Annotated in this window: 11 protein-coding genes; 6 read left to right on the top strand and 5 right to left on the bottom strand. The window is 70.5% G+C overall.

Translation table 11 applies throughout. The features are described 5' to 3' along the window. Positions 1-50: 50 nt before the first annotated feature. Positions 51-1,079 (bottom strand): Gfo/Idh/MocA family protein, encoded by a 1,029-nt coding sequence (locus tag LH62_RS16810; protein ID WP_043363184.1) that lies wholly within the window; start codon positions 1,077-1,079, stop codon positions 51-53. An 87-nt stretch (positions 1,080-1,166) separates the two neighbouring features. Between LH62_RS16810 and LH62_RS16805 the strand changes: the two genes are divergently transcribed. Next, positions 1,167-2,789, top strand: coding sequence for an ABC transporter substrate-binding protein (locus LH62_RS16805; RefSeq protein WP_043363182.1), 1,623 nt, complete (start codon positions 1,167-1,169; stop codon positions 2,787-2,789). On the opposite strand, the gene LH62_RS16800 is transcribed toward LH62_RS16805, so the two are convergent. Beyond that, the gene (locus LH62_RS16800) at positions 2,786-3,781 is read right to left on the bottom strand and encodes an NAD(P)-dependent oxidoreductase (RefSeq protein WP_043363181.1); all 996 of its coding nucleotides are present in this window, start codon (positions 3,779-3,781) and stop codon (positions 2,786-2,788) included. The genes LH62_RS16805 and LH62_RS16800 overlap by 4 nt on opposite strands. A 62-nt stretch (positions 3,782-3,843) precedes the next feature. On the opposite strand from LH62_RS16800, the gene LH62_RS16795 reads away from it, so the two are divergent. Genes LH62_RS16795 through LH62_RS16780 form a run of 4 tightly spaced genes read left to right on the top strand, consistent with a single transcriptional unit; the run spans position 3,844 to position 9,117 of the window. Further along, positions 3,844-4,854, top strand: a complete 1,011-nt coding sequence (locus LH62_RS16795; protein WP_043363179.1) for an ABC transporter permease — start codon at positions 3,844-3,846, stop codon at positions 4,852-4,854. Further along, entirely contained in the window at positions 4,851-5,711 is an 861-nt protein-coding gene (locus tag LH62_RS16790) for an ABC transporter permease (protein WP_052214600.1), read from the top strand. Before LH62_RS16795 ends, LH62_RS16790 begins: the two co-directional genes overlap by 4 nt. Next, positions 5,708-7,729, top strand: coding sequence for an ABC transporter ATP-binding protein (locus tag LH62_RS32045; RefSeq protein WP_236552566.1), 2,022 nt, complete (start codon positions 5,708-5,710; stop codon positions 7,727-7,729). The genes LH62_RS16790 and LH62_RS32045 overlap by 4 nt, the downstream gene beginning before the upstream one ends. Next, on the top strand, positions 7,726-9,117 hold the full coding sequence (locus tag LH62_RS16780) for a dipeptidase (RefSeq protein WP_043363175.1): 1,392 nt from the start codon (positions 7,726-7,728) through the stop codon (positions 9,115-9,117). Before LH62_RS32045 ends, LH62_RS16780 begins: the two co-directional genes overlap by 4 nt. Here LH62_RS16780 and LH62_RS16775 read toward each other — a convergent pair. After that, positions 9,114-10,526, bottom strand: coding sequence for an FAD-binding oxidoreductase (locus LH62_RS16775; protein ID WP_043363173.1), 1,413 nt, complete (start codon positions 10,524-10,526; stop codon positions 9,114-9,116). The two genes, LH62_RS16780 and LH62_RS16775, sit on opposite strands and share 4 nt — an antisense overlap. A 94-nt stretch (positions 10,527-10,620) precedes the next feature. Here LH62_RS16775 and LH62_RS16770 point away from each other — a divergent pair, with 94 nt between their 5' ends. Continuing rightward, entirely contained in the window at positions 10,621-12,246 is a 1,626-nt protein-coding gene (locus LH62_RS16770) for a GMC family oxidoreductase (RefSeq protein WP_043363171.1), read from the top strand. Positions 12,247-12,280: 34 nt separating this feature from the next. Here the strand turns inward: LH62_RS16770 and LH62_RS16765 are convergent, their stop codons facing one another. Further along, positions 12,281-13,048: an SDR family NAD(P)-dependent oxidoreductase gene (locus LH62_RS16765; protein WP_043363167.1), complete on the bottom strand. Its 768-nt coding sequence runs from the start codon at positions 13,046-13,048 to the stop codon at positions 12,281-12,283. Next, positions 13,045-14,004 carry a 3-hydroxyacyl-CoA dehydrogenase family protein gene (locus LH62_RS16760; RefSeq protein WP_043363164.1) on the bottom strand — a complete coding sequence of 320 codons (960 nt, stop codon included), beginning with the start codon at positions 14,002-14,004 and terminating at the stop codon, positions 13,045-13,047. Before LH62_RS16760 ends, LH62_RS16765 begins: the two co-directional genes overlap by 4 nt. Positions 14,005-14,013 lie beyond the last annotated feature (9 nt).

The following is a 14,013-nucleotide window of genomic DNA, read 5'->3' as shown; positions in this document are numbered from 1 at the left end:
TGTGGGCCTGTCGCGGGGCGGGGGCAACCCGGGGCGTTGTAGTCCGTCGTTTACAGCGTGACGAAGCGCCCCTGCCCTGCTCCGCGCAGCAGCGCCTCGATCAGCCGCTGCACCGCCAGCGCGCTGAAGCCGGAGTTGGACGGGGCGCGGCCCGCGGCGATGGCGTCCAGCATCTCGGCATGCAGGGCGCGATGGGGGCCGTGGTCGAAGGCCATGGGGTCGGCGCCGCCGCCGCCGGCGCTGCCATGGTCGATGATCTCGGGCGGTGCGCCTTCGGCATGGAGCTCGAGCCGCTCGGCGACCAGCATGGCGCTGCCGCGCGTGCCGGCGATCTCGATCCGCTCCGGGAAGCCGGGGCGCGCGACGGTCGTGGCATCCAGCGTGCCGATGGCGCCGCCCGCGAAGCGGAGGGCGGCGGCGACGATGTCCTCGGTGTCGATGGCGCGCAGCGGGCTGGTGCGGGCGAAGGCGGCCGCCTCGGCCACTGGCCCCATCAGGTGCAGCAGCAGGTCGATGGTATGAATCGCCTGGGTGAGCAGAACGCCGCCGCCGTCGCGCGCCTTCATCCCCCGGCCCGGCTGGGCGAAATAGGCGGCGTCGCGCCACCAGCGGATGGTGGCGGAGGCAGAGAGCGGGGTGCCGAGCAGGCCGCGGTCGAGTGCCGCTTTCAGGCGGAGGGCGGCGGGGCGGAAGCGGTGCTGGAAGACCACGCCGATGGTGACGCCGGCGCGGTCAGCCATAGCCACCAGCGCCTCGGCACGGGCCAGGTCGAATTCGAGCGGCTTCTCCACCAGCAGGTGCTTGCCGGCGGCGGCGGCGGCCTCGGCGACCGGCAGATGGGCTGCGGGAGGCGTCAGCACCAGGACGAGATCGAGGCCTGGCGCGGCGAGCAGGGCGTCGAGGGTATCGAAGACCGGCGCGTTCCAGCGGGCGGCGAAGCCGGCGCGGCGTTCGGCGGAGGGGCTGAAGCCGCCGAGGAGGCGGGCGCGGCCGGCGGATTCGAGGTCGCGGAGCGCGAGGGCGTGCGGGGCGACGGCCATGCCGAGGCCGACCATCCCAACGCCGATCATTCCTGGCATGGCTTCCCTTCCCCCTCGTTCGGCTCCTATCGTGCCGCATCGGCCAGCGCGGGCCAATCGCGCGGCCAGCCCTGGAAGGGGTGTCCGATGAGGCTCGACGAGACCGCGCGGCCGATCGCGCGCCGGGATGTGCTGCAGTTGCTGGGGCTGGCGGCCGGCTCGGCGTTGCTGCCGGCAGGCCGGGCTTATGCGCAGGCGCGCGGCTCGACGCTGGTGATCGGCATCGATATCAGCGACACCATCACCCTCGATCCGGTGAAGCAGGCGCAATACACGGCGCCGATGACGCTGGCCGCGACCTACGATCCGCTGGTGACGCTGACGCCCGGCGACTACATCGAGCCGAAGCCGGCGCTGGCCACTGCCTGGGCGCGGACGCCGGATGGCAAGGGCTGGCGCTTCACGCTGCGCGAGGGGGTGAAATTCGCCTCCGGCGCGCCGCTGACGGCGGAGGATGTGCAGTTCACCTTCGAGCGGCTGATCCGGATGAAGGAGCAGACGCAGCAATATGTGAAGGCGATCGACCGCTGCGAGATCGTCGATGCGAAGACCATCGACCTCGTCATGAACGACCCGGCCGCGCCGCTGCTGAACATCCTCTGCGCGCCGAGCTTCGGCATCACCGAGAAGAAGCTGGTGATGCAGCATGGCGGCAGCATGGGGCCGGATGCCAAGGAGGCCGACAAGGCGACGGACTGGCTGAACCAGAACAGCGCCGGGACGGGGCCCTACCGGCTCGTCAGGTGGGAACGGAACCAGCAGATCCAGCTCGTGCGCAACCCGCATCACTGGCGCGGGGCGCCGGCCTATGAGCGGGTGGTGATCCGGCATTTCAGCGACAGCGCGGCGCAACTGCTGGCGATCCGCCGCGGCGACATCCAGGCGGCCTTCAACCTGATCCCCGAGCAGATCGCCACGCTGAAGGACGAGCCGCAGGTGCGGGCGGAGCGGCTGCCGAGCCTCGACTTCGTCTATATGGCAGTGACGCAGAATGCCGAGTTCAACCGGGCGCTGGCGCAGAAGGCGTGCCGGCAGGCGATCGGCCATGCCATCGACTATGACGGTATCGTCAACAGCATGCTCGGCGGCGCGGCGCTGCGCCCGGCGCATTTCCTCCCCATCGGCGTGAACGGCAGCACGGAGACGGTGGCGCGGGAGATCGGCTTCAAGCAGGATCTGGACAAGGCGAAGCAGCTGCTGCAGCGGGGCGGCTTCGCCGAGGGCTTCGAGTTCGAGATCGCCTATGGCAATGCGGCGGTGGCGGGCGTCTCGTACCAATTGCTTGCGCAGAAGATTCAGGCGGATCTCGGCCGCGTCGGCATCCGCGCGAAGCTGGCGCCGATGGATCAGGTCAACCTGCGGACCAGCTTCACCACCGGGCGGGCGCAGGGCGGGGTGCTGACCTTCTGGAACCCGCCGGCGGTGGAGAACGAGCTCTGGGCCGCCGCCGTGGTGGAGCGGGTGGCGAGGCGCGTCCACTGGAACGTGCCGCCGGAGATGACGGACCTCGTCAAGCGCGCGGCCCAGGAGACGGACAAGGCGAAGGCCGCGGCACTCTGGGTGGAGTGGCAGCGGGCGATGGTCGATCAGGCCAACCACATCATCCTGTTCCAGCCCGTCTACCAGATCGCGGTGCGCAATGCGGTGAAGGAATTCCCGCTGACGGCGGCGGGCTGGCAGCTGGAGATCGGGCAGGCGAAGCCGGCTTAAGGTCGGATGCCGAGACGCGAGAGGCGATGCGCGCGGTCGGCATTCACGGCATGGTCCGGCAGGCGGCCTTCGGTGAGGGCCGTCACCTGCCGAACCGTGTCGAAGGCCTGGTGCTCGATCGCCGCCGGGGTGAGGCCGCCGACATGCGGCGTGGCGATGACCTTGGGATGCGCGGCGAGGCCGGGCGTCGGCATCTGGTCGGGGGCGCGGCCGACATCCATGGCGCAGCCGGCGAGATGGCCGGCATCGAGGGCGGCGCGCAGGGCGGCCTCGTCCACCAGGTTGCCGCGCGAGGGGTTGAGGAAGAAGGCGCCGCGCTTCATCCGGGCGAAGGCGGCGGCGTTCAGCAGGTTCTCGGTCTGCTCGTTGGCGATGGCGAGGCAGACCACGAAGTCGCTCTCGGCCAGCAGCCGGTCCTGCGCGACCTGCTCGATGCGGGCATCCTCAACCTTGGCATGCGGGTCCGTCACCAGCACGCGCATGCCGAGGGCGAGGCCGATCGGGGCGAGGTGGCGGGCGATGGCGCCGTAGCCGATGATGCCGAGGGTGCTGCCGCTGAGCTGCGCACCCATCCGCGCCGAGGGCACCTCGCCGCGATGGTAGCTGGCGGCGGCGCCGCCGATGCCGCGGGCGAGGTCGACCATCTGGCCGAGGACAAGCTCGGCGACGGAGGGGATGAAGCCGGGCGTCGCCTGCGTCACGAGGATGCCGGCGGCGCTGGCGGAAGCGACATCGACGTTGCGGATATCGACGGCGCAACGGAGGAAGGCGACGAGGTCCGGCGCGTGCTCGAAGGTGGCGGCCTCACCGGGCGACTGGCGGTAGCTGACGATGGCCTGGCAGCCGGCGGCGGCCTCGGCCAGCTCGCGCCCGGCGAGGTGGCGGCCGGCCTCGTTGAGGCGGACATCGGCCACCTTCCGGAGCGCGGCGAGGGCGCGGGGGCCGTAATAGTTCTCCAGCGCGTCGGCCGTATGCGTGAGATAGACCTGCATGCTTCCCTCCCCTTCGTTCAGGGCTAGACTACAGGCAAAGGCACCAGGGAGAAGCGGGGCGGATGCTGCGGACGGTGGTCACGCGACTGGCAGGCGCCGCCGTCATGGCTGTGCTGGCAACGCTGGTGGTCTTCCTCATCGCCAATACCGTGCCGGGCGATCCGGTGCTGGCGCAGCTCGGCGACATTGCCGCGAGCAACCCGGCGACGGTTGCGGAATGGCGAGCGAAATGGGGACTCGACCTGCCGCTCTGGGAGCAATACCTGATCTTCCTGCGCGGGCTGGCGCAGGGCGACCTTGGCACTTCCATCGCCTCGCAAAGGCCAGTGCTCGAGGATATCGCGCAATATGCGCCGGCGACGGTGGAGCTCGCCAGCATCGCCTTCGTGCTCGCGCTCGGCATCGGCATCCCGCTCGGCATCGCGGCGGCGGTGTGGCGCGATAGCTGGGTGGATGCGATGGCGCGGGTGGTCTCGCTGATCGGCGTCTCCTCGCCGACCTTCTGGCTCGCCTTCATCATGCTGGCGATCTTCTATGGCGGGTTGCAGATCGCGCCGGGGCCGGGAAGGCTGGATCCAATCGCCTTCCCGCCCGATGAGGTGACTGGGCTGTTTCTGATCGACACGCTGCTGGCGGGCGACTGGGATGGGTTCCATGACGCGGCGGCGCATCTGGTGCTGCCGTCGATCGTGCTGGCGGCGGCGACCATCGGCCTCATCACCCGCACCACGCGGGCGGCGATGCTGGAGGCGATGGGGCAGGATTACGTGCGCGTCTCCCGCGCCAAAGGGATGCGGGAGCGCTACACGATCCTTCGCCATGTGCTGCCGAATGCGCTGATCCCAGTGGTGACGCTGGGCGGGCTCGCCTATGCCAATCTGCTGGCGGGGGCGGTGATGACGGAGACGGTGTTTTCCTGGCCGGGGCTCGGACGCTACACCTTCCGCAGCGCTGCGGCGCTCGACTTTCCGGCGATCATGGGGATCACGCTGGTGGTCTCGGTGACCTATCTGCTGGTGAACCTTCTCGTCGATCTGTCCTACGCGATGCTCGATCCGCGGGTGCGGCGGTGAGCGCGAGCATCGCCCTCCCCGCCCCGCGCTCGCGGCGGGCGCGGCTGTGGCGGCGCTACGGGCTCGCGGGGATCGGGGCGGGGATCGTGCTGGCCTGGGTGCTGGTGGCCGTCTTCGCGCCCTGGCTGGCGCCCTATCCACCCGATTTCGTCGATGTGACGAACCGGCTGAAGCCGCCCTCCGCGCTGCATTGGCTCGGGACCGATGCGTTGGGGCGGGACTGCTTCTCGCGGCTGCTCTTCGGCGCTCGGATTTCGCTGCTGGCGGGGATTTCCGTCGTGGCGCTGGGGGCTGCCTTCGGCACGCTGGTCGGGATGGTCGGGGCCTATGCACGGGGCTTCGTCGATGCGGCGCTGATGCGGCTCACCGATCTCGTGCTGTGCTTTCCGCCGATCATCCTGGCGCTCGCCATTGCGGCGGCGCTCGGGATCGGGACGACCAACACCATCATCGCCATGCTGGTGGTGTGGTGGCCGAAATTTGCGCGCCTCGCCCGTGCTCTCGCGCTGGTGCAACGGAGCCAGGATTATGTCGAGGCCGCCGTCGTGCTCGGGCTGAAGCCAGCGCGCATCCTCGGGCGTCATATCGTGCCGAATGCCATCGGTCCGCTGGTGGTGCTGGTGACGCTCGATATCGGCAATGCGATCATCACCTTCGCCGGCCTCTCCTTCCTCGGCCTCGGCGTGGTGCCGCCGACGGCGGAATGGGGGGCGATGGTGGCCGAGGGGCGGGAGCTGGTGGAGCAGTGGTGGGTGGCGACCTTCCCGGGGCTCGCCATCCTCTCCATCGTGCTCGGGTTCAACTTCCTTGGCGATGGCGTGAGGGATTGGCTCGATCCGAAGGCGCGAAGCCGGTGACCAACCCTGTCCTAGAAGTGGACGATCTCCGCACCGTCTTCCTCACCGATGCAGGGCCTGTGCACGCCGTCGATGGTGTCTCATTCCGCATCGGCGCGGGGGAGACGCTAGGCATCGTCGGCGAGAGCGGCAGCGGGAAGAGCGTAACGGCGCTCTCGCTGATGCGGTTGCTGGAGGAGCCGGCGCGCATCGTGGGCGGCAGCATCCGCTTCCAGGGGCGCGACCTGCTGGCGATGCGGCCGGATGAGTTGCGGTCGCTGCGTGGCGACCGGATGGCGATGGTCTTTCAGGACCCGATGACGGGTCTTAATCCCGTCATCCGCATCCTGCGCCAGCTCACCGAGCCGATGGTGGGGCATGGGCGTTTCGCGGCGCCGGAAGCTAGGCGGCGCGCGGTCGGGCTGCTTGGGCGGATGGGAATCACGGCGCCGGAGCGTAGCGTGTCGCGCTTCCCGCATGAATTCTCCGGTGGGATGCGCCAGCGCGTGATGCTGGCGATGGGTTTCGCCAATGATCCGGCGCTGCTGATCGCCGATGAGCCAACGACGGCGCTCGACGTAACGATCCAGGCGCAGCTCCTCGATCTGCTGCGGCAGCTCAATGCCGAGTTCGGCACGGCGATCCTGCTCATCAGCCACGATCTCGGCGTGATCGGCAGCGTCTGCCAGCGTGTCGTCGTGATGTATGCGGGCGAGGTGGTGGAGGAGGCGGCGACCGAGGCGGTGCTGGCCGATCCGCGCCATCCTTACGCCTGGGCGCTGGTGAACGCGGTGCCGCGGATCGACCAGCCGCTGGGCGCAGACCGGCGTCTCGTCAGCATCGAGGGGGCGCCGCCGGATGCGCTGAACCTGCCGCAGGGCTGCCGCTTCGCGCCGCGCTGCCCCTTCAAGGTCGAGCGTTGCGAGCGGGAGCACCCACCGCTGGCCGAGGTGGCGCCGGGACGGCTGGCGCGGTGCTGGGTGACGCAGGCTGGGCAGGTGTTGCCGAAGGCAGGCGGCTCGGGGCTCGGCGGGGTGCGCGCCTCCCCTCCCCCGGCCATCGAGCCGCTGCTCTCCGTGCGTGGGCTGGTGAAGCATTTCCCGCTGCCGCGCGAGAGCCTCTTCGCCCCGCGCCGCGTGGTGCATGCGGTGAACGGCATCGACCTCGACGTGGGACGCGGCGAGACGCTCGGCATCGTCGGAGAGAGCGGCTGCGGCAAGTCGACCCTCGCACGCCTCGTCACCCGCATCCATGCGCCGAGCGCTGGCAGCATCGTCTTCGATGGGCAGGAGATCGCCGAGGCCAGCCCGGCGGCGATCCGTCCGTTGCGGCGGCGGATGCAGATGGTGTTCCAGGACCCTTACGCCTCGCTCAATCCGCGCATGACCATCGGCGACACGTTGGCGGAGCCGCTGGTCGCGCATGGGCTGGCGCGGCGCGGGGCGGAGGCGCGGGAGCGCGTCGGCGGGCTGCTGGAAATGGTGGGGCTCAATCCGGCCTGGGTTTCGCGCTTTCCCCACGAGTTCAGCGGCGGGCAGCGGCAGCGCATATCCATCGCGCGGGCGCTGGCGCTGGAGCCGGAGATGATCGTCGCCGACGAGCCGATCAGTGCGCTCGACGTCAACATCCAGGCGCAGATCCTGAACCTGATGCTCGACCTGCAGCAGCGGATGGGGCTGACCTACCTCTTCATCGCGCACGACCTGGCGGTGGTGCGGCATCTCTGCGACCGCGTCGTGGTGCTCTATCTCGGCCGGGTGATGGAGAGCGCGCCGGCGGAGGCGCTCTTCGCGCGGCCGCTGCATCCCTATACCGGCGTGTTGATCTCGGCCGTGCCGACGCCGGGGCGGGTGCGCGTGGTCCTGGAGGGCGAGCCGCCGAGCACGCTGGCGCCGCCGCAGGGCTGCCCGTTTCGCGGGCGATGCCCGATCGCGCAGCCGGTCTGCGAAACGATGCCGCCGCTCGCGGAGGCCGAGGCCGGGCGGTGGGTCGCCTGCCACTTCCCGGGCGAGTTCTCTCATGCTGGACTGGGGGCATGAAGGCCAATCTCACCGATATCCTCGCCCGTCTCGATGCCGATGCCCCCGCGGCGGAGGCACGGCTCATCGAATGGCTCCGCATCCCGAGCATCAGCGCGCAGCCGGCGCATGCGGGGGATTGCCTGCGCGCCGCCGAATGGGTGCGCGACCAGCTCGCCGGCATGGGGTTCGATGCGCAGATCAGGCCGACGGCGGGGCACCCCGTCGTCGTCGCGCATCATCCGGGGCCGGGCGGCGAGGTGCCGCATCTGCTGTTCTACGGGCATTACGACGTGCAGCCGGCCGACCCGCTGGCGCTCTGGACCTCGCCGCCCTTCGAGCCGCTGGTGGTCGAGGGGCCACATGGACGGCGCGTCGTCGCACGCGGCGCGGTGGACGACAAGGGCCAGACGGCGATGTGGCTGGAGGCGCTCAGGGCCTGGCACGAGATCGCCGGCGGGCCGCCCTGCCGCGTCTCCGTGCTCATCGAGGGCGAGGAGGAGGTGGGCTCGCCGAGCCTCGATGCCTTCCTCGCCGCCAACAGGGGCGAGCTGGCGGCCGATGTCGCGGTCATCAGCGATACGGGGATGTGGGATATCGACACGCCGGCCATCACCACGCGGCTGCGCGGGATGGTCTATGCGCAAATCGACCTGAAGGCGGCGTCGCGCGACCTGCATTCCGGCATATATGGCGGGGCGGCGTTCAACCCGATCAACGCGCTGTCCCGCGTCATGGGCGGGCTGCATGACGAGAACGGGCGGGTGCAGATCCCCGGCTTCTATGACGGCATCGCCGAGATCACCAATGCGCAGCGGGTGGAGTGGGACAGCCTCGGCTTCGACGAAGGCGCCTTCCTCGGCGATATCGGGCTGGCGACGCCGGCCGGCGAGCGTGGGCGGAGCGCGCTGGAACGGCTCTGGGCACGGCCGACCGCGGATCTGAACGGCATCTGGGGCGGTTACACCGGCGACGGCAGCAAGACCGTCATCGCCTCCGAGGCGCATGCGAAGCTATCCTGCCGGCTCGTGCCCGGGCAGGACCCGGCGAAGGTGGCGGAGGGCATCCACCGCTTCGTCGCCGAGCGGCTGCCGCCGGATGCGAAGGCGGAGGTGCAGATCTTCACCACGACGCCGGGAATCGAGGTGCCGGCGGACAGCCACTGGGTCGGCGCGGCGCGTGGCGCATTGGCGGAGGAGTATGGGCGGCCGGCGGTGCTGATCGGCAGTGGCGGCTCCATCCCCGTGGTCGAGAGCATGCGGCGGCTGCTCGGGCTCGACAGCCTGCTGGTCGGCTTCGGGCTGAACGACGACCAGGTGCACAGCCCGAACGAGAAGTTCGAACTGCGCTGCCTCCACAAGGGCGCCCGCAGCCATGCGCGGATGCTGGCGGCCTTCGCCCGCGACTAGTTCGAGGGGAGCACCTTCCCCGGGTTCATGATGCCCTGCGGATCGAGCGTCGCCTTGATCCGCCGCATCAGCTCCAGCGCCAGCGGGTCCTTCAGCGCCTGCATCGCATGCAGCTTGCTGGTGCCGATGCCGTGCTCGGCGCTGAAGCTGCCGCCGAGCGAGGTGGCGATCTCGTTCACCAGCATGTCGGCGCCGGCGGCGCGGGCAACCCAGTCGGCATGGGTCATGCCGGGCGGCGCCTTCAGGCTGACATGGATGTTGCCGTCGCCGGCATGGCCGATGGCGAACATCCGACCTTCCGGCCAGCGCTCGGCCAGCGCCGCTTCGGTGCGGGCCAGGAATTCGGGGACGGCCGAGACGGGCACGGCGGTGTCGGTCGGGATGGAAGGGCCGTCCATTCGGCCGAATTCGGGGAAATCCTCGCGGATGCGCCAGAAGGCGAGGCGCTGGGCCTCGCTCTCGGCGGGGACGGCGTCGGTGCATTCGCCGGACTCCAGCGCGGCTTCCAGCGCCGTCTCCAGCATGGCGCGGACGGGCACGGCCGGGTGTGGCGCGGCAAGTTCCACCATCACGTACCAGGGGCTCTCCAGCGGCAGCGGCAGCCGGAGCTGCGGGCCGTGGCGGGCGACCATCTCGAGGCAGAGGCGGTTCATCAGCTCGAAGGCGATCAGCTCGGCGCCCGCGCCCTGCATGCGGCCGAGCAGGGAGAGAGCCGCATCCGGCGAGGGGACGGCGAGGAAGGCGGTCTCGACGGCGCGCATCGGCGGTACCAGGCGGAGCGCGGCGGCGGTGATGACGCCGAGCGTGCCCTCGGCGCCGATGAAGAGGTGGCGGAGCGCGTAGCCGCTGTTGTCCTTGCGGACGCGGCGGAGGTCGTTCAGCACGCGACCATCGGCGAGAACGATTTCGAGGCCGAGCACCAGCTCCCGCGCGTTGCCCCAGCGGATGGTGCGGATGCCGCCCGCATTCGTGCCCAGCATGCCGCCGACCTGCGCCGTCCCCTGGGCGCCCCAGGCGATGGGGAAGAGCCGGTCCACGGCGAGTGCAGCCTGCTGCACCTGCTGGATGACGCAGCCGGCCTCGGCAACGAGGGAGAAGTCGCGCGCATCGACGTCGCGGATTCGGTTCAGCCGCTCGAGGCTGAGAACGAGGGAGGGCGGGCCGCCGGGCCGTGCCACGGCGGCGCCGGCAAGGCCGGTGCGGCCGCCGGCGGGCACCACCGGGATGCCGGCCTCGCTGGCGAGGCGCATCGCGGCCGAGACCTCCGCCACCGTGCCAGGCTTCAGCACGGCGAGCGGCATGGCGCGGGAGGTGCCGCGCCAGTCCACCGCATAGGCGGCCATTTCCTCCGGGGTGGTCAGGCAGCTTCTTGGGCCGATGGCTTCGGCCAGGGCGTTGAGCATGGACATGGCCGATAGTCTCCCGCCGCGGATTCCGCTCGGCAAGCCCCTTGGCGCGCGGGTGCAACACGGCTTCACTGGCCCCCATGCGGGAGGAAGCGGAATGAGCGACAGCGTGCCGGTGAGCGCGGATTACGTGGTGGTGGGTGCCGGCTCCGCCGGATGCGCGGTGGCGGCCCGGCTTTCGGAGGACCCCTCGGTGCGGGTCGTGCTGCTGGAAGCCGGGGCGCGGGACCGGAACCCCTGGCTGCATGTGCCGATCGGCTATGCCAAGACCATGTACCACCCAACCCTGTCCTGGAACCTCGCTACCGAGCCGGAGCCCGAGCTGGAGGGACGCCGCGTGCCGTGGCCACGCGGACGGGTGCTGGGCGGCTCCTCGGCCATCAACGGCCTGCTTTATGTCCGCGGCCAGCACGAGGATTACGACCATTGGCGCCAGCTCGGCTGCACCGGCTGGTCCTTCGAGGATGTGCTGCCCTATTTCCGCCGGGCCGAGGACCAGGAGCGGGGACCGAGCGCCTTGCACGGTGTCGGCGGGCCCCTTGCCGTCAGCGACATCCGCGACCGCAACCCGCTGGCCATGTCCTTCATCGAGGCGGCGGCGGAGCTCGGCTTCCCTCGCAACGACGATTTCAACGGCGAGACGCAGGAAGGCGCAGGCCTTTACCAGACCACCTCGCGCAAGGGCTGGCGGGTGAGCGCGGCGACGGCCTATCTGAAGCCCGCCCGCAACCGGCCGAACCTCACCGTGGTCGCCGACGCCCACAGCACCGGCCTGCTGATGGAGGGCCAGCGCGCCGCGGGCGTGCGGTTCCGCCGCCACGGCACCGACCTCACCATCCGCGCGGCCCGGGAGGTGATCCTCTGCGGCGGCGCCATCGCCTCGCCGCACCTGCTGCTGCTCTCCGGCATCGGGCCGGCGGGACACCTGCAGGAGATGGGCCTTCCGGTGGTGCACGACCTGCCATCGGTCGGGACCAACCTGCAGGATCATTTCCAGGCGAGGCTGGCCTACCGCGTCAACAAGCCGGTCAGCATGAACACGCGGACGCAAAGCCTTTGGGGCCAGTTCCTGATGGGCGCGGAATTCGCGCTTCGCCGCACCGGGCCGCTGACGGTCAGCGCCGGCACGGCCGGGTTGTTCGCCCGCGTCCTGCCCGGCAGCGCGACGCCGGACGTGCAGTACCATTTCCTGCCCTTCAGCACCTCGAAGACGATGACGGAGCTGCACCCCTTCCCCGGCATGACCATCAGCGCCTGCCAGCTCCGCCCGGAAAGCCGCGGCACCATCACCCTGGCGAGCCCCGACCCGGCGGCCAAGGCCCGCATCCAGGCCAATTACCTCACCGCCGAGACCGACCGGCGCTGCATGATCGAGGGCATCAAGCTCGGCCGGCGCCTGGCGCAGACCCGGGCGCTCGGGCAATGGGTCGAGGAGGAGATTGTGCCCGGCGCTGCGGCCACGAGGGACGAGGACATCCTCGCCTTCATCCGCCAGACCGGCAATACGATCTACCACCCGAGCGGCACCTGCCGGATGGGCGGCGACCCGCAGAGCGTGGTGGATCCCGAGCTGCGGGTGCGTGGAATCGAGGGGCTGCGCGTTGCCGACGCCTCGATCATGCCGGCGGTGGTGTCCGGCAACACCAATGCCCCAGCCATCATGATCGGCGAGAAATGCGCGGACATGGTCAAGGCCGCGGCGCGGGCGCGGCTGGCCGCCTGAAAGGCGCGAGGCGGACGCCCGCCTCGTCCGCCCCTCAGCCGCCGAGCGTCAGCCCGCCATCCACCACCACCGTCTGCCCCGTCACCATGGCGGCGCCGGCAAGGAGAAAGAGCATCACCTCGGCGAGGTCGTCCGGCGAGCAGCGGCGCTTCAGCAGGGCCTTGTCGATGCTGCCGCTGCGTTGCTTATTGGTCCATTCGATCATCCAGGCGCTGTCCACCGCGCCGGGCGCCACCGCATTCACCCGAACCTCCGGCGCGAGGGCGCGGGCAAGGTTCTTCGTCAGGCTGATGACGCCCGCCTTGGTCGCGCCATAGGCCATGGAGGATCCGGGCGAGTTCAGCCCGGCGATGGAGGCGGTGTTGACGACCGCGCCGCGCGCTGCCCGCAACGCCGGCGCGGCCGCCTTGGTGCAGCGGAAGACGCCGACCAGATTCACCTGCACCAGCGTCTGCCAAAGCTCGTCGGTGATGCGGTCCAGCTCGTGGCTGGCGATGCTGGTGCGGCTGCCCGGCGTGCCGGCATTGTTGGCCAGGAAGTCGAGCCGGCCGAGATCGGCAACCGCCTGCTCCACCATGCGCGGGCCATCCGCCGCGTCGCCGACATTGCCGGGCGCCCCGATCACGTCGAAGCCCTGCTCGCGCAGATGCGCCACCTGCTCCGGCCCGCGTGGGTCGTCCGCCAGATGGTTGAGCGCGACCCTCGCGCCGTTACGGGCAAGCTGCGCCGCCAGCGCAAGGCCGATGCCGGAGGCGGCGCCGGTGACCAGCGCCGCCTTGCCGGCGAGCTCGTAGCGGATCATTCGCTCCGCTCCAGCCCGGCCATCGTGCCGATCTCCCGCATGGCCTGCTTCAACGCGATGAGGCGGCGGTCCCGCGCCTCGAACAGTGTCGCCGGGTCGCCCGGCCAGCTGTAATAGCCGGCGCCGGCGAGGACGCCGGTGCGGCCCTCCGCCACCAAGCGGTCGAGGGTGTCGCTCCGCCCGCGCACCGGTGGCGGCTCATAACTCTTGTTGGCAAGGATCGCCTGGGAGAGGGCGAGCCCCGTGAAATCCGCCTTGGCGAAGACGCCGAGCACCGGCAGGCGCAGGGCGAGGCCATGGATGATGGCGGCGTCGATCTCGGGCGCCGTCGCCACGCCCTCGTCGAGCAGGTGCTGCACCTCGAGCCCGATCGCCGCCTGGATGCGGTTGGCGACATAGCCGGGAACGAATTTCTTCAGGCCCAAGGGCTGCTTGCCCATGGCGCGCAGCATCCCCATCACGCCCTCGGCAACGGCGGGCTCGCATCGTGGGCCGGGGATGACATCGACGAGGTCGACCAGATAGGGCGGCGTGTACCAATGGGCGATCAGCGCCCGCGCCTGCCGCGCCTCCGGAATCAGTGGGAAGACGTCGAGATGGCTGGTGTTGCTGGCGATCACTGCTTCGGCCGGGGCCAGCGCATCGAGCTGGGCGAAGAGGGTGCGCTTCGCCTCCGGCGTCTCGATGATTGCCTCGACGATCAGCTCGGCGCCGTCCACGGCGGCCGCGAGATCGGCATGGCGGGTGACGTGCTGGGCCAGATGCGCGGAGGTCCAGTCCGCCGGCGCTTCGCCGCCTTCGACCAGCGTGGCGAGGGCCTTCTCCATAAGCCCTTGCGCGCGCGCGAGCGTCGCCTCGTTGCTGTCGGTGAGGCGCACCTGATGCCCGCCGAGCGCGAAGACCAGCGCCAGCGCATGCCCCATCGTTCCTGCCCCGATGACCGCGACCCGTGCCATGACTTTCCT

The organism is Belnapia sp. F-4-1, assembly GCF_000802185.1.
Taxonomy (GTDB): Bacteria; Pseudomonadota; Alphaproteobacteria; order Acetobacterales; family Acetobacteraceae; genus Belnapia.
Note: the sequence above shows the minus strand (reverse complement) of the source record. Positions and strands in the feature narration are given on the sequence as shown.